The sequence below is a fragment of the Chryseobacterium sp. JV558 genome (genome assembly GCF_033712365.1).
In the GTDB taxonomy this organism is placed as follows: domain Bacteria; phylum Bacteroidota; class Bacteroidia; order Flavobacteriales; family Weeksellaceae; genus Chryseobacterium.
The window spans coordinates 302,012-318,078 of record NZ_WJHU01000001.1 but is presented as its reverse complement, the minus strand read 5'-3'; the positions used below and the strand labels follow the sequence as shown (position 1 = coordinate 318,078).

At 35.7% G+C, this 16,067-nt stretch carries 19 protein-coding genes; 6 read left to right on the top strand and 13 right to left on the bottom strand.

Annotated features, from left to right (window positions below):
- On the bottom strand, positions 1-537 hold the full coding sequence (locus GFU89_RS01490; RefSeq protein ID WP_318845450.1) for a DUF2867 domain-containing protein: 537 nt from the start codon (positions 535-537) through the stop codon (positions 1-3).
- 195 nt (positions 538-732) lie between these two features.
- Here GFU89_RS01490 and GFU89_RS01485 point away from each other — a divergent pair, with 195 nt between their 5' ends.
- Together GFU89_RS01485 and GFU89_RS01480 are read left to right on the top strand one after the other, a co-directional pair.
- Positions 733-1,884: a methionine aminotransferase gene (locus GFU89_RS01485; protein WP_318845449.1), complete on the top strand. Its 1,152-nt coding sequence runs from the start codon at positions 733-735 to the stop codon at positions 1,882-1,884.
- A gap of 316 nt (positions 1,885-2,200) precedes the next feature.
- Positions 2,201-2,377: a bacteriocin gene (locus GFU89_RS01480; RefSeq protein WP_318845448.1), complete on the top strand. Its 177-nt coding sequence runs from the start codon at positions 2,201-2,203 to the stop codon at positions 2,375-2,377.
- Between the two features lie 84 nt (positions 2,378-2,461).
- Here the strand turns inward: GFU89_RS01480 and GFU89_RS01475 are convergent, their stop codons facing one another.
- From GFU89_RS01475 to GFU89_RS01450, 6 genes are all read right to left on the bottom strand, one after another.
- Positions 2,462-3,226, bottom strand: a complete 765-nt coding sequence (locus GFU89_RS01475; RefSeq protein ID WP_318845447.1) for an SDR family NAD(P)-dependent oxidoreductase — start codon at positions 3,224-3,226, stop codon at positions 2,462-2,464.
- Positions 3,227-3,315: 89 nt separating this feature from the next.
- Positions 3,316-4,254, bottom strand: coding sequence for a helix-turn-helix transcriptional regulator (locus GFU89_RS01470; RefSeq protein ID WP_318845446.1), 939 nt, complete (start codon positions 4,252-4,254; stop codon positions 3,316-3,318).
- Between the two features lie 59 nt (positions 4,255-4,313).
- Positions 4,314-5,093: an AraC family transcriptional regulator gene (locus tag GFU89_RS01465; RefSeq protein ID WP_318845445.1), complete on the bottom strand. Its 780-nt coding sequence runs from the start codon at positions 5,091-5,093 to the stop codon at positions 4,314-4,316.
- 6 nt (positions 5,094-5,099) lie between these two features.
- Positions 5,100-6,230, bottom strand: a complete 1,131-nt coding sequence (locus GFU89_RS01460; protein WP_318845444.1) for an MBL fold metallo-hydrolase — start codon at positions 6,228-6,230, stop codon at positions 5,100-5,102.
- Positions 6,227-6,880: an NAD-dependent epimerase/dehydratase family protein gene (locus GFU89_RS01455; RefSeq protein ID WP_318845443.1), complete on the bottom strand. Its 654-nt coding sequence runs from the start codon at positions 6,878-6,880 to the stop codon at positions 6,227-6,229. The genes GFU89_RS01460 and GFU89_RS01455 overlap by 4 nt, the downstream gene beginning before the upstream one ends.
- 1 nt (position 6,881) lies before the next feature.
- Positions 6,882-7,907 carry an aldehyde reductase gene (locus GFU89_RS01450; protein WP_318845442.1) on the bottom strand — a complete coding sequence of 342 codons (1,026 nt, stop codon included), beginning with the start codon at positions 7,905-7,907 and terminating at the stop codon, positions 6,882-6,884.
- A gap of 231 nt (positions 7,908-8,138) precedes the next feature.
- On the opposite strand from GFU89_RS01450, the gene GFU89_RS01445 reads away from it, so the two are divergent.
- The 3 genes from GFU89_RS01445 to GFU89_RS01435 are packed head-to-tail and all read left to right on the top strand — an operon-like array spanning position 8,139 to position 8,761.
- Positions 8,139-8,330, top strand: coding sequence for a hypothetical protein (locus tag GFU89_RS01445; RefSeq protein WP_318845441.1), 192 nt, complete (start codon positions 8,139-8,141; stop codon positions 8,328-8,330).
- A 30-nt stretch (positions 8,331-8,360) separates the two neighbouring features.
- Complete coding sequence (locus GFU89_RS01440; protein WP_318845440.1) at positions 8,361-8,558, top strand: bacteriocin; 198 nt, start codon at positions 8,361-8,363, stop codon at positions 8,556-8,558.
- 41 nt (positions 8,559-8,599) lie between these two features.
- Entirely contained in the window at positions 8,600-8,761 is a 162-nt protein-coding gene (locus GFU89_RS01435; protein WP_223600919.1) for a hypothetical protein, read from the top strand.
- A 448-nt stretch (positions 8,762-9,209) separates the two neighbouring features.
- On the opposite strand, the gene ychF is transcribed toward GFU89_RS01435, so the two are convergent.
- The 6 genes from ychF to GFU89_RS01405 all read right to left on the bottom strand — a co-directional run bounded on the left by ychF (position 9,210) and on the right by GFU89_RS01405 (position 15,513).
- Positions 9,210-10,301 (bottom strand): redox-regulated ATPase YchF, encoded by a 1,092-nt coding sequence (gene ychF / locus GFU89_RS01430; RefSeq protein WP_318845439.1) that lies wholly within the window; start codon positions 10,299-10,301, stop codon positions 9,210-9,212.
- Positions 10,302-10,480: 179 nt separating this feature from the next.
- Positions 10,481-11,032 (bottom strand): ferritin, encoded by a 552-nt coding sequence (locus tag GFU89_RS01425; RefSeq protein WP_318845438.1) that lies wholly within the window; start codon positions 11,030-11,032, stop codon positions 10,481-10,483.
- Positions 11,033-11,270: 238 nt separating this feature from the next.
- Positions 11,271-12,887: a glycoside hydrolase family 10 protein gene (locus GFU89_RS01420; protein WP_318845437.1), complete on the bottom strand. Its 1,617-nt coding sequence runs from the start codon at positions 12,885-12,887 to the stop codon at positions 11,271-11,273.
- A 129-nt stretch (positions 12,888-13,016) separates the two neighbouring features.
- Positions 13,017-14,822 (bottom strand): translational GTPase TypA, encoded by a 1,806-nt coding sequence (gene typA, locus GFU89_RS01415; protein ID WP_318845436.1) that lies wholly within the window; start codon positions 14,820-14,822, stop codon positions 13,017-13,019.
- A gap of 135 nt (positions 14,823-14,957) precedes the next feature.
- Positions 14,958-15,164, bottom strand: a complete 207-nt coding sequence (locus GFU89_RS01410) for a bacteriocin-like protein (protein ID WP_318845435.1) — start codon at positions 15,162-15,164, stop codon at positions 14,958-14,960.
- A 97-nt stretch (positions 15,165-15,261) separates the two neighbouring features.
- Positions 15,262-15,513 carry a DUF1294 domain-containing protein gene (locus tag GFU89_RS01405; protein ID WP_318845434.1) on the bottom strand — a complete coding sequence of 84 codons (252 nt, stop codon included), beginning with the start codon at positions 15,511-15,513 and terminating at the stop codon, positions 15,262-15,264.
- Between the two features lie 122 nt (positions 15,514-15,635).
- On the opposite strand from GFU89_RS01405, the gene GFU89_RS01400 reads away from it, so the two are divergent.
- Positions 15,636-15,980, top strand: a complete 345-nt coding sequence (locus GFU89_RS01400; protein ID WP_318845433.1) for a hypothetical protein — start codon at positions 15,636-15,638, stop codon at positions 15,978-15,980.
- Positions 15,981-16,067 lie beyond the last annotated feature (87 nt).

Sequence of the window (16,067 nt, the reverse complement as noted above, 5' to 3'; positions counted from 1 at the left end):
TTATCTTTTTTCTAATTTCCCAATCATATTTTTCAGCATAGCAGGCACAATCAATTTATGAAAAGGACGAACCGGAAGAAAATACAATACTCCCAGCCAGTTATGAAACTTTACCGTAGTGGATATGGTAATTGATTTTTTATCAAGATGCTCTTTATTTTTATCAAATAAAAGCGAAACTCTGAAATCCAGATGTTGATCATCTTCCCCAATAACAATTTCATTGTTCGTTTTATCAAAAACCTTAAAAATACCTATACGTTCTCCTACTTCACATTCAAAATCCTTTCCCATCTGTTGATTTTCTGTTTCAGATCCCGTTTTCAGCCCAAATAAACCTACCACTTTATTTCTGAAAGCAAACATTTTCTTCCCCCATTTCGGCCCGCTTGTAAAGAATACTTTTCCAATTTCTGAAATATCAATATTCTGGCTGCTGGCCGTCAATTCCCCTTCAAAACTATCGATATAATCAAAATCTTTTTTCCCTTGGGATAAAATTGATTTTTCAGGAAACTCCTTCTTCTTAATCTTCATTTTCATTGTTTTTAATGGTTCTGTGTCTCACAAATGTAGGTATCTTTCTGTACATTAAAAAAGAAAAGCCAAACACATGTTTAAAATCATTTTTATCCATAAATTCATCTTTAATCCTATCTCAGCCTAATTTTTATTCTATAAGTTTAATCTGTTTTAAATATTTCATTAAATTCGATCAACAAAACTGTTTTTATGATACAACTTCCTTTATCAAAACTTTCCAATGTAGGAACTACTATTTTCAGCCAAATGACTCAACTTGCCAACGAAAATGAGGCGATCAATCTTTCTCAGGGATTTCCGGATTTTATGCCTGATCCTGAATTATTGAATCATGTGGATCACTTTATTAAAAAAGGCTTTAACCAATATGCCCCACTGGGAGGAATGATTGGTCTGAAGGAAGAAATTGCCCGAAAAATTGAGAACAGTCATCACGCAATCTATCATCCCGACTCTGAAATAACAGTTACAGCAGGCGGAACTCAGGCTATATTCACAGCTATTGCTTCTTTTATCAAAAAAGAGGATGAAGTGATTATTTTTGAACCGGCTTATGATTGTTATGAACCTACTGTAGAGCTTTTCGGAGGTATTGTAAAACGTTTTGAAATGAAAGCTCCGGATTATGAAATCGACTGGACAGCTGTAAAAAATCTTGTCAGCGACAAAACCAGAATGATTATTCTGAATAATCCCAACAACCCGTCCGGAAAAATCCTGACAGAAAATGATATACAAGAGCTTATTCAGCTGGTAAAAGGAACTTCCATTCTTATTTTAAGTGATGAAGTGTATGAAAATATTGTTTTTGACGGAAAGCAGCATTTAAGCATCTGTAAATATCCGGAATTGAAAGAAAGAAGTCTTCTTGTTGCTTCTTTCGGAAAACTTTTTCACGTTACCGGCTGGAAAGTAGGCTATTGCGCTGCTCCAAAAATCTTAACGGATGAATTCAGAAAAGTACATCAATTCAACGTTTTCTGTGTAAATACTCCTATTCAGCTTGCGTTGGCAGAATACATGAAAAATGATGAACATTATACTCATTTGAATCAGTTTTTCCAGGAAAAAAGAGATTTTCTGAGAAAGGGTCTTGCAGAAACGTCTTTTGAACTGCTGGATTGTGAGGGAACTTATTTTCAGGCGGTAAAGTATGATAAGATTTCGGATAAAAGCGATTTTGATTTTGCCTCTGAACTTACAATCAATCATAAGGTAGCAAGTGTTCCTTTTTCTTCGTTTTATAAAAATAAGCTGAATGAAAATGTGATCAGACTGTGTTTTGCAAAAAAACAAGAAACATTGGAGAGAGCTCTTGAAAATTTATCAAGGATATCGTAATAATTTTTTTGTGATTTTGTAGGAAAGGCTAAGGCACGAAGATTTTTTCTCCATTGTCATTGCGAGCAAAGCGAAGCAATCTCATCAGAAGTTGTGAATTTAATATTGGAAAACGCGAAGACGCAAAGGAACTTTATAAGCAAACGCTTTAAGGCGCAAAGATTTTATCTCCGATAAAATTGTATTACTCTAACAATGGTGCAGCAATTTTAATGGTCATTTCGGACGATGAGTTTATATTTTTCTTTAATAAGCAACTTATTATCATTGATTTTCATACATTTATAGAATAACTAATCCATTAAATATCAAAATCATGAAAAAGAGAATCTTCTCACAAGGAAAAAAATTAAACAAAAAAGAATTAAGTACAATCAATGGAGGTTTGGGCAATGTAAGATGTACCAATTCTTCAGGATATTGCATATACACAGGTCCTGGATGCAAAGAGCTTAAATGCCAGCTGCCAGAACCTCTTGAAGCCGTTGAATAATAAGCCTTAAGGAAACAGCAAAAAATAACTGGGCCGGCTCATTTTGAGCCGGCCCAGTTATTTTAATGATGATTCGTCAAAATGTTATAAAAACATTCCTCCTGAAACTTCAATTCTTTGTCCATTAATCCATCGTGCATCTTCTGTACAAAGGAATGCTACCACACCACCGATATCATCAGGAAGTCCTACTCTTCCCAAGGCTGTAGCACCCGCTACTGCAGCGTTGATCTCTTCATTATCTCTCACTCTTCCTCCTCCAAAGTCTGTTTCAATAGCTCCCGGAGCCACAACATTGGCTTTAATTTTTTTTGATCCTAATTCTTTGGCCATATATTTTGTGAGCATTTCAACTCCAGCCTTTATGGATCCATAAACAGAAGATCCTGGTGTTGCAAATCTTGCCAGTCCTGAAGATACGTTGATAATACCTCCTCCATCATTGATGAATGGCAAAAACTTTTGAGTCAGGAAAAACACTCCTTTGAAATGGATGTCTACTACATCATCCAGCTGTTCTTCCGTCACTTCTGTAATGGGTGAGTATAAAGCTGTTCCTGCATTATTGATCAGATAATCAATATGAGTATTTCCTGTATTTTCCTGTAAGTGATCCGTAACGTCTTTTATAAAGGCATCAAAGCTTTTAATGTCTTTTGTATCCAGTTGAAAAGCAGCGGCATTCCTTCCCATTGCTTTTATTTCGTCCACAACAGCTTCAGCTTCTTCTTTATTGCTTCTGTAAGTAATAATAACGTCTAATCCTTTTTGAGCAATTTTCAATGCTGAGTTCTTTCCCAATCCACGGCTTCCTCCGGTTACCAGTGCGATACTTGTTTTTGTGTTCATTTTATTTTGATTATTTTGATGGTACAAAGTTGGGATATTTTCAGACTTAAGTGTTTGCTTGAATCAATCTGAAATTTGCAAAATTCAAATCAGGAACGAAATTCTAACGGGGTAAAGGAAGTTTTCCTTTTAAAGAAATTAGAAAAATGGGCTATTTCTTCGAAACCCAGGGCATAGGATATCTCTGAAATATTCCATCTGGTCTGCTTTAAGAGTATTTTCGCCTCCTGAATGATACGGTCAGCAATAAATTCCGTAGTCGTTTTTCCGGTGCTTTCTTTTAATCTTTTATTTAAATAATTGACATGAACTGCCAATCTCTCTGCATAATCTTTCGCGGTTTTCAGCTGTAGTCTCTGATCCCAGGACTCTATAGGAAATTGTCTTTCCAACAGCTCTATAAATAGAGAAACCACTCTCATAGAAGCATCATTTGATGCGGATATTTTGGTGGCTGGCTGTAATTTCTGCCCATAATGAATGAGTTCAAGAACATAATTTCTGATCAGATCATATTTAAAAACATAATCCGAATCTATCTCTTTTTTTATTTTTTTAAAAAGGCTTTCAATCTCTTCCGCAAGATCGTCATCAATCTCAAAGACAGGCACTCCTCCGGGCTTAAAAATAGGAAGATCTTCAAGATTGTAATAAGATTTATCTTTAATAAAAAAGTCTTCTGTAAATACACAGAAACTCCCCGACTGGTCAGGATCTTCAGGCACCCAATGATAAGGAACTTTTGGAGTAGCAAATAATAAGGCGTTCTGTTTTATTGAGATTACTTTATCCGCGTATTCTGCCCTGTTTTTTCCTCTTATAAAACTTATCTTATAGTATTTTCTTCTGTTATAAGGCATTTCGGAAGTAGCCTTTGCTCTTTCAAGCGTTTGGGCAATATCGAAAACATTAAAGTGTCCAATATCTTTATGCAGTCCTTTGGGAAAAATACTTTCGAGATCTTTACCTAATTTGGCGGCCATCTCTCTGTAAAAATCTTCCAGTGAAGTGTGTGCTACTTTTTCCATGACAGATGATTTGTAAAATTCAAATATACAAACTTATCAAATAGTCTGGTTTGAATATATTACAAATTGCTCGCCAGAATTCCGAACTCTTTTTTAAAAGCAAATGAAAAGTGCGACAGATCCTCAAATCCGAGATCAATATAAATATCAGATGGTCTCTGTTTTTTTTCTTCAATAAGAAATCTCGCTTCCTGCAACCGCCTTTTGATTAACCAACGGTTGGGTGTTTCATTAAATATGTTTTTAAAATCTCTTTTAAAAGCAGATAAGCTCCGTCCTGTAAGGAATGCAAAACGCTCCAGATTGACATTAAACTTATAATTTTTCTGCATAAATTCTTCAAGATCTAATCGTCCCGGAACACCGAAATCAAAAAGCGTATCTGATAATTCAGGATGCAGCTGTAGGAGAATAAGTAACAACTCTTCTCTTTTTAAGTCTGAAAATGCATTGTTTATCTGTCCGGATTCTGTATAATAAGGCTCTAATGAAAGCAAAAAACTATTGATCAACGGATCTTTTTTTATCGAAATAAAAGCTTCTTTTGACTGATGATTCTGAAAGGAAACGCTGTGCTTTTTATGGAAATCTATTAAAAACTTTTCATCAAAAATAAAAATTACTTTTTCAAATTCATTATTGTCTTTCTGCTTGTTATAGCGGGCCAGGCGGTTTTTACGTACAATACAGCTGTCACCAGGTTTAAGAACGTAATGTCTGTTACCATCATAGCCGTTCATGGTTCCTTTCACCAAAAATAAAAAGAAATGTTCAGCTATAAATTGTTCCGGTGAAACTGCAGGCCCCACAAAACAGGATTTTATCTCAGTTATTTTCATTGTACATTATTTTATATTTTTCCACCATTCTTTAAATTGCTGTGTACCGTCATTTAATTTTACTTTCTCGCCAATCATGGGAGTGGCAAGACGATAAGATTTTGTTTGTGACAGTTTTGAAATACGTTCTAAGGGTTCATTCCACGGATGCCTTGCTAAGGTAAATTTGGAATGGTGAACAGGAAGCATATTTTTGGCTTTTAATTCTGCCGCAGCCAACGCCACTTCTTCAGGTAATTCATGCACAGACTGCCAGGCTTTATTGTATTGTCCGCATTCCATGATCGCCCAGTCGATAGCAGGATATTTTTCAGCTATTTTTTTAAAACGGCCACTGTAACCACCATCTCCGCTATAGTAAACATTCATTGCAGATGACTGAATGAAAAATGACAACCATAGGGATTGTGAACTTTTAAAACCTCTTCCTCCATCATGATGCGTACTTTCAGCAAAGATGGTAAAACCGGGCTTTACCTGTACTTTTTCGCCCCAGTCTTTTTCGATAATCTGCTGTTTTGTATAGCCCCATCTTTCATAATGGGCTCCTGCTCCCAGACCGCAAACAACATGTTTTACTCTGAATTGAAGTGCTTTTACCGTTTCATAATCCAAATGATCGTAATGATCATGGGAAAGCAGCATATAATCAATCTCTGGTATATCATCTGCCGTATAAATATCGCTTCCTTTGTACGCTTTTACTCCCCAGGACAATGGTGATGCTTTGCCGCTGAAAATAGGGTCTACTAAAATTTTAACTCCATCCAGCTGCAAAAAGAAAGAGGAATGCCCAAACCATACGATTACATTTTCGTCTATAGGGATTGATTTCAGGTCTGTTTTTATGGAAGGTAAAACATCAGTGGGTTCTGTATGAGGATATTCTTTGGTCAAAGATCTCCATATTTCGCCTAACATGCTGTATCCTTCAGTAATCGTCGGCTTTTCTTCCAGATTTCTGAATCTTCCATTTTTATAATGGATTGATTTTTTGACCTGTTCTAATCTTTTTCCTTCGGGTAATGCCCCAAATTGTGGCTTGCCCATATAAAACCAGATTATAAAAACCGTCATCAGTATGAGACATAGTAAGGCAATTAATATTCTTTTCAACAGTTTTAAAAATGTTTTCATCGTGCTGATATTTTAATATCTTTTACTTCCAGAACAGATTGAGGATATCCTTTGGAAACACAGTGAATCATAGCTAACCCCACTTCTTCCATTTTACAGATCCAGTTGGGAACCGCCAAGTACCATAATGGTGAAAGTACATCAAAAATACGGTAAATAAAACGGACATTTTTCTGTCCTTTTACAGGGCTCATGAATCCTGGTCGGAAGTTATATACAGCTTTAAAAGGAAGTTTAAGCAAAGCATTTTCTGTTCTCCCTTTTACTCTTGCCCACATTACTTTGCCCTGCTCTGTACTGTCGGTTCGGTTTCCGGAGACATAGATAAATGTCATCCCGGAAGTAATTTGAGACAAAGCTTCTGCAAACGGAACTACAAAATCATAGGTCTTTTTGGTAAATGTTTCTTCTGTTTCGCCAACAGAACTTGACCCTGCACAAAAAAAACATGCATCAAATCCTTTAATTTCAGCAGCATGACTTTTTATCTCTGAAAAGTCTTTTACAATCAATTCTTTCAACTTATTATGCTTATGAGTGACCGGTTTTCTGCTGATGCTTAAAACTTCTGTAACTTCCGGATTTTGCAAACAAACCAGCAAAACACCTTCACCTACTAATCCTGTTGCTCCTGTAATAATAACTTTCATTTTAAATCTGATTGAATTTGATTAAACTTTCCGCTGCTGCTAATATTGCTTCTTCAGCATTTCTTGGCTTCCATCCTAATAAACGTTTTGCCTTTTCATTGCTTGCTCTTTTTACCAGTCCTAAGTGAGGAACAATCATTTTTAATTTCGGATTAAAAACAGCCAATACTCTGATCATCCAACTAGGTAATTCTTTGGTAGGAGCTTTGTCTGCCGCTTTCCCTAAATTCCTTCTAAGAACAGCAGCTACCTCCAACATAGAAAGAGCTTCTCCTGCTACGGCAATAAAACGCTGGCCATTGGCTTCAGGCATACTTAATGCTTTTAGATGAAGGTCAGCAACGTCTCTAACGTCTACAAAACCGGTAATGAGTTTTGGGCATCCCTTCATTTCTCCATTGAGCATTTGCTTTATTATCTGAATAGAATGGGCGTAATCACTTGATAAAACAGGTCCCATCACAGTTGTTGGATTCACTACAGAAAGTTCCATACCATTGCCTTCACTTTGAATAAAATCCCATGCTGCTCTTTCTGAAATGGTTTTAGAACGCTGATAAGGTGCTACAGTATCATTTATTACCGTCCAGTCTTCTTCGGTATATGCCGTTTTCTTCGATGTACCATAGCTTATAGCACCGAAAGCTGAAGTGAGAACAACTCTTTTTACTCCTGCTTTTTTGGCTGCTCTCAGTACAAACAGTACTCCGTTTTTAGCAGGAATCACAAAATCGTCTTCTGTCTTTGCATTGGTATGGGGGGTTGGAGAAGCGGTGTGAATAACATATTGACAGCCTTCAACTGCCTTTTCCCAACTTTTTTCATTTTCTAAATCTGCTTCGGCAAAAGATACATCTTCAAAGGAGTTGATTCCTCCTTCCTGCAGCATTTTTTTTACCAATCCTGACTTGGTAAGTGAGCGAAGTGTAGCTCTTACTTTATACCCGTTATTAAGAAGGGCAATCATACAATAACAGGCTATGAAACCTGATCCTCCGGTAACTAAAACAGTTTCTTTATTTTCCATTTTCTGAAGTATTAATAGGGCAAATTTCCAAAATATAAAACCATATTAATGTGTTGAAAAGTCCATTCTTATTGTGTTGAAAAGTTCACATATTTATTAATTCAATTTAAATCTAATAATCAATATTATTACACATTATTCAAATAATTCTTTATTTTTTTCTAAACACAGTGATATACTTCATTTATTTTTCTTACATTCGTCAAAACTAACCCATTAAAAATCAAATCAATGAAAAGTCAAATCAATCAAAGCGGAAAAAAATTAAACAGAAAAGAATTAATTACAATTAAAGGAGGTCTTATCAACTGTATCGAACCAGTTTTATGTCCTAACCCTCCTTGTGAGCCTTCTTCAGATCCATACGGTTGTACTATTATTTCTCCAAAATGTGCGCAAAAAGAATGCAGACCACAGCTATAGTATTTAAAATTATATCATAAATAAAATACTATGAAAAAACTAGATCTAAACAAAGGCAAAAGGCTTAACAAAAAAGAACTAAAGTCTATTCAAGGGGGAATGCTAAACTGTATGGAACCTATTCTATGTACTGAATTTCCTTGTGAAACCTACCCACCCGGAGACATCAGAAACTGTACTACCATTTCTGTAGGTTGTGCACAAAAAATCTGCCGACCACAACCTTAAGATTTTTATAAAATACTTCACTAAACCCAAAATTAAGCATTATGAAAAATCAAAATTTAACCAACGGAAAAAAATTGAATAAAAAGCAATTAAGAGTCATTACCGGCGGAAAAGAAATGTGTCTTCTACCGGATCTTACTTGTAAGAAGTATTCACTTGCCTGCGCAGAATTACAATGTCAGCCAATCATTGAGATTGAATAATATCAATACAATGCCTTTCTTCATATGAAGAAGGGCTTTTTTAAACTACAAAAAAGAGACTAATACCTGATTTAATTAATGACCATGAAAAAACAAACGTTAGAGAACGGAAAAAAACTAAGTAAGAAAGAATTGAAAACAGTAGCTGGAGGAAAAAAAATATGTATGTACAATGGTATATGCACTCAGGTCGGCCTTACGTGCATGGAGCTCCAGTGTCAGAGTGCAGAGCTAAAATGTACAGATATGGTTGGCAACTGTATTAGTATCTCTTTGTATTGTATAGAGCCAAAATGTCGATTTGAAATAGGTATTCCGCTTTAAGGATAAAATAACAGAACTGCTCTCTGCTTTAGTGAGCAGTTTTTTATTGAACTGTATATGAATGCAAAAAACGCTCCCAAATACATGGAAACGTTTTTTATTATAAACGAACTTTAATATTTTCTTATACATTGAATCTGAAGTGCATGATGTCTCCATCCTGTACTACATATTCTTTACCTTCTACAGAAAGTTTTCCGGCTTCTTTGATTTTTACTTCAGATCCGTAGTGGATATAATCGTTATACTTGATTACTTCTGCACGGATAAATCCTTTTTCGAAATCTGTGTGGATTACTCCAGCAGCCTGTGGAGCTGTCCATCCCTGTCCGATAGTCCATGCTCTTACTTCTTTCACTCCAGCAGTAAAATAAGTCTGAAGTTTCAAAAGATCGTAAGCTTTTCTGATCAAACGGTTAACTCCCGGCTCAGTAAGACCTAGTTCTTCAAGGAAAATTTCTCTTTCCTCGAAAGTTTCAAGCTCATTGATATCAGCTTCTATCTGTGCTGCTAATACAACTACTTCTGCACCTTCATTCTTAGCCATTTCTTCAATCTTACCAATCCAGTCATTTCCGTTTTTGATAGAATTTTCATCTACATTACAAACGTAAAGTACAGGCTTATTGGTTAGCAGCTGAACTTCTCCGATAATTGACTTTGCAAAATCATCAGCAGCAAATTCTCTTGCATTTTTACCATCTTCAAGGAATTTTTGTAAATTCTGAAGTGTTTCAAAAGTAAGGATATCTTCTTTTTTTCCTGATTTGATGAATTTCTTAGCTTTTTCAACTGCTTTCCCTACTGTTTCAAGGTCTTTCAGCTGTAGCTCGATATCAATAATTTCTTTATCTCTTAAAGGATCTACAGAACCTTCAACGTGGATGATATTTCCATTATCAAAACATCTTAAAACGTGAATAATTGCTTCACACTCACGAATATTAGCCAAGAACTGGTTCCCCAATCCTTCTCCTTTGCTGGCTCCTTTTACAAGACCTGCAATATCAACAATTTCAACTACAGCGGGTAAAACTCTCTCGGGATTTACGATTTTCTCCAGTTCAAACAATCTCTGATCTGGTACAGAAACCGTTCCTAAGTTCGGTTCAATAGTACAGAAAGGATAGTTTGCTGATTGAGCTTTTGCATTACTCAAACAGTTAAAAAGAGTTGATTTACCTACATTCGGCAGGCCTACGATTCCACATTTCATATTGTAAAATTCAAAGTTTAAGGTTTAGGGGCAACCCAAGGTTTCTCCAACTTTAAATATTGAACGCTGAACCTTGAATTACGAGTGTGCAAAGATAGTGATTTTTGAGAGAGTTTCATAATAAAAAAATCTGCCAATATTCTGACAGATTTTAAAAAGGTTCATATTCACCGGTTGTTCTATGGATTGTCTCCTGTGGCATTCTGAGCCAGTGGTACATCATTCGGTGCTTCCTGTAAAGTTTTATCTAAAGTAAATAAAGATTCGTCAGTAGCTCTGTCGCCGCCTGCAATTTTCAATTTATCAATTAAGTTTTGAGCTAATGTTTCTTCTTCAATCTGTTCCTGTACAAACCACTGTATGAAATTCCATGTGGCCCAGTCTTTTTCTTCCATGGAAAGATCTACAATTCTATAAATAGCAGTTGTATTGTCAACTTCATGCTTAAAAACGCCATCAAAACAGGCTGTAAGATTTTCCGGATCTGCCGGAGGAGCCGGGATAGCGTCTACTTTTGGTTTCCCGCCTCTGTTTAAAATGTATTCCATGAATTTGATTGAGTGATTTCTTTCTTCCTGGGCGTGGCGGTAAAGAAAGTTAGCAATTCCCTGATAGCCTTTGTCATCGGCCCAAATTCCGTAAGATAAAAAAATGTGTGATGCATGAATCTCCTTATTCATCTGGTCACTAAGTGCTTTTTCCATGTTGGTGGAAAGTCTGTTAGTATTCATAATGTTATATTTTGGTGATTATTGGGTGAATCATGCAAAAATGATTCCGATGCAATTTATATTGTCAACATCATTATTTATTTACATTTATTATTTAATTGAAAATCATTGTTTTAAGTTAATAATTTATAGTTATTCTAAAATAAAAACCCAATTCTTTTCAGAATTGGGTTTTATCGTTATGATTGAGATTGCTTCACATTACCAGTTCGCAATGACAAACTTTTTGTTTCAAAAGCTATTTAATCTTTCTGGCAATATAATCACTTTCATTTCCTAATCTGTCGATCGATTTTATAGCAACTGCACTTAGTTTTTTACCGTCTTTAAATTTAGGAATGTCTTTTGAAAGCGTATCCAGCGTTAAAATTTCGGTTTGCCATACTCCATTGTATTGAGTAAAAAGAACCCACTGGAAAACATCAGCAGCATTTTTTGTGCTCCAGCTTGTCTGTGCAAAACTTCCGTTATCTGCAATAAACAATGTAGGAGTCTGCAATGGAACAGCTTTTATCCATGGGGATTTTGGGACTAATGCTTTTTCACTGTACGGTCCATTTTTCAAAGCAGGAAGCATATTAGGATTTTTGGTAAGTCCAGCAATGCTCCAGTGAATTTCTCCGGCATCATTTTTCAGGATATTTCTGGAGATTGTAATCTGATTTTTGATCTCTGTCGGACGATCTGACACTCTGATCTCAACGGTATTCAATCCCGGCCATAAGTGGCGGTTCATTGTATTTTCAGACTGCCACCAGCTTAACAGCGCTTCAAAGCTTTGTCCTTTGGAGTCTATAGGCCAGTAAAGCTGTGGTGAAAAGTAATCTACCCAGCCTTTATTTAACCATAATTTAGCATCTGCATATAACTCGTCATATTGTGAAGAGCCTACAACTCCCGCAGGATATCCAGGTTTCCATATTCCGAACGGGCTGATTCCGAATCTTACATTATTTTTTTCTGCGTGGATTTCTTTATAGATCCGTTCTACAAATTTATTAACGTTATCTCTTCTCCAATCTGCTCTGGATAAGGTACCTCCACTGCTTACATAAGCATTCCAGCTTGCGTTATCGGGAAAATCAGCTCCTTTGTTATAGGTTGCATAAGGGTAGAAATAATCATCAAAATGTATGGCATCTATATCATATCTTTTTACAATATCTCTCACCACATTGGATACGTGACCTTGTGTTTTCGGATTGGCCGGATCAAACCAATACATTCCATTTTTTAATCTTAAAACAATATCGGACAGTTTATTGGCCATTGAAAGATTATTTACGGCACCACCGTTGGTATGGTGTGCACGGTAAGGGTTTAACCAGACATGCAGTTCCAAGCCTCTTTTGTGAGCTTCTTCTATCCAAAACTGAAGTGGATCATAGTTCGGAGAAGGAGCTGTTCCTGTCTGACCCGTCAGAAAGTAAGACCATGGTTCAATACTACTTGTATAAAGGGCATCTGCAGAAGGTCTGATCTGAAAAATAGCTGCATTGAAATTGTTATCTTTCAACATATCAAGCATGCTGATTGCTTCTGCTTTCTGCTGTTCTACGGTAAGGTCATTTCTTGAAGGCCAGTTGATATTGGCTACACTCGCGATCCAGGCTCCACGGAATTCTCTTTTGATTTCCGGAAGATTGGTTCTGAAATTATCTTCATTTGAAGCTGTAGTTCCTGTAGTAGGTTTTGTTGTTACAAAAGGTACTTTGGGTGGAGTTGTATTGTTGGTGGGTTTTGTCGGATTCTTCGTGGAAGGTGTTTTTACAACATTGTTCTGAACGGAACATGAGGTAGTGTAAGATGCAAAAACGCCCAATAAAACGATAAGTTTCAATTTATTCATTCTCATAGTCACAAAACTACTTTAAAATTTATTTTTATTTTCAGAGATTATTATGCCAAAATAAGCATTTTAATGAATTGACACAGAAAAAAAGCCCCGAAAATCGAGGCTTTATTATATTTTAAGAATTTCAGATTATGCTTTTGCTCCTCTTTCTACTCTTTTTCTTTCTTCTTCAGAAAGTAATTTCTTTCTCATTCTGATAAAGTTTGGAGTAACCTCAATTGCTTCATCAGCCTGGATATATTCCATACATTCTTCAAGAGAGAATAAGATTTTTGGCGCAACACCTGTATCTTTATCTTTTCCTGAAGCTCTCATGTTATTCAACTGTTTTGCTTCAACGATGTTTACTACTAAGTCACCTGGCTTATTTTGCTCACCGATAACCATACCAGCATAGATCTCCTCACCCGGATCAACATAGAACTTACCTCTATCCTGTAGTTTAGCAATTGAATATTCTGTAGCAGGACCTTGAGTTTTGCTGATTAAAACACCATTACTTCTTCCAGGAATAGCTCCTTTGAAAGGCTTATATTCTGTGAAACGGTGTGCCATAATAGCTTCCCCTGCAGTAGCTGTCAACATCTGAGAACGTAGTCCGATCAAACCTCTTGAAGGAATTTCGAATTCCATGTGCTGCATTTCACCTTTAGTTTCCATAATGTGAAGGTCACCTTTTCTCTGAGTTGCTAAGTCGATAACTCTTGAAGCAAATTCTTCAGGAACATCAACAACTAAAGATTCATAAGGCTCACATTTTTCTCCATCAATTTCTCTCAAGATAACCTGTGGCTGACCAATTGTCATTTCGTAACCTTCTCTTCTCATTGTTTCAATTAAAACTGACAAGTGAAGAATACCTCTACCAAAAACAAGGAAAGTGTTTGCATCATCAGTCTGTTGAACTCTCAATGCTAAGTTTTTCTCTAATTCTTTATATAGTCTTTCTTTCAGGTGGTTTGAAGTAACATATTTACCGTCTTTACCAAAGAAAGGTGAATTGTTAATTGAGAACGTCATGTTCAAAGTCGGCTCATCAATAGCAGTTCTTTCCAATGGTTCAGGGTTTTCAAGATCTACGAAAGAATCTCCAATCTGGAAAGCATCGAAACCTACTACCGCACAGATATCTCCTGCCTGTACTTCAGTTACTTTTTTCTTTCCTAAACCTTCGAAAACGTATAATTCTTTTACTTTTCCTTTTACAACTTTTCCGTCTGCCTGAGCAAGACCGATCCATTGAGATTCTCTAAGCTCTCCTCTTGTTACTTTTCCGATCGCAATTCTTCCTAAGAAAGAAGAAAAATCTAATGAAGTAACCTGCATCTGAAGATTTCCTTCCGTTATTTTAGGTTCAGGAACATACTGTAAAATACCATCCAATAATGGCATAATATCTTCAGTTTGTTCTAATGAAGTGTTGAACCAACCTTGTTTTGAAGATCCATAGAATGTAGGGAAATCCAATTGCTCTTCTGTAGCCTCAAGATTGAAGAATAAATCAAATACCTTATCATGAACTTCGTCAGGACGACAGTTTGGTTTATCTACTTTATTGATCACCACTAATGGTCTCAATCCTAACTCTAATGCTTTCTGTAGTACAAATCTTGTTTGTGGCATTGGTCCTTCGAACGCATCTACCAACAAAATAACCCCATCAGCCATTTTCAATACTCTTTCTACTTCACCACCAAAATCGGCGTGACCAGGAGTATCAATTACGTTAATTTTTGTGTCTTTATAAGTAACAGAAATATTCTTGGATAAGATTGTGATCCCTCTTTCTCTTTCAAGATCGTTGTTATCCATAATTAACTCCCCACTCTCCTGATTTTCTCTGAAAATGTTGGTAGCGTGAATGATCTTGTCAACCAAAGTCGTCTTTCCGTGGTCAACGTGTGCGATAATCGCAATATTTCTAATGTTTTGCATAAAAGATTTTTACGGGTGCAAAAGTAGTGAATTTTAATGAAAAAATATTTACTTATACAAATATTTAATAATTTGTTTAAAATACTTATTTACAAGCTCATAAAAAAAGAGTGTTAAAAAACACTCCCAATCTATCTATATACAGATCTGTACGTCACATGGATCTACTGCTGGCGGTTCTCCACATATAATGTCAAAATCGCCACAATTATTGGAGAATCCTGTCCCCCAGCCCCATCTTACGGCACATGTATCGGCATCTTTACATCTTACCATTCCTTTAATGATACCTCCCTGAACCGACTTCATTTCAGTTCTGGAAACTTTTTTGAGATTTTTCATGTTGTTTGTTTATTTGTTATTAGCCTTATAAAAGTATAAAAAAAAACGAAACAACAATTATTTATTACAATATTTAACGTTTATATATTTCTTTATATCAATGCCTTATCAATCGGTAGAAAAGTACCAGATCAATTAAAACCACAATGAAAAATTTTACAAGAAATGATTTTTTTGAAACTTTATGATTGAAAATAATCATTCCAGAGGCTGCTCCTACAAGACCTATAAGAGAAATTCCTAAGAGAGTATTTTCTGAAATTCGCCATTGCTGTTTTTTGGCTTGCCATTTATCAAAACCAAAGACACCAAATGTAATCAGATTAGCGATCAATAGAAAAGGAAACATTTTTAAAATTAATTTAAAACAAAAATAAAGTTTAATTTAAATATAAGAAAATCTTCGAAATTTAAATTAAAGGCAGAGAACCAGTTTTTTTTCTAAATTTACCTTCCGAAAAAAAAGAATCAATGACAATACAGGATCTGGCAGGAAGTTATTCTATTGAAGGAAGTAACCAGGAAGATTCTTCCCAGGCTTCTTATCATGGTATATTAACCTTATCTATTGATGAAAACAACCGTATTATTGCCCAATGGGTCATTGGTGATCATCTGCAACATGGTACAGGATTTTATAAAGACCATATTTTAGTGATCAATTTCAACTACGAAGGTGAAGACCACAAGATCTATAAAGGAGTTGCTGTATACCGTTGTTTAAATAAGGATATACTGGATGGTTTCTGGTCTGAAAAGCACGGTGATCCTTTGTATCTCGGAAGTGAATATTGTGTTAGAATTCAAGAATTTTAAATTGATTTTCGCCATAAATAAGTAAACCTCCGTTTCTAAAATAAAAAGAGCTGCCTTTATCAAGACAGCCCGGTAATTATTAGAGTT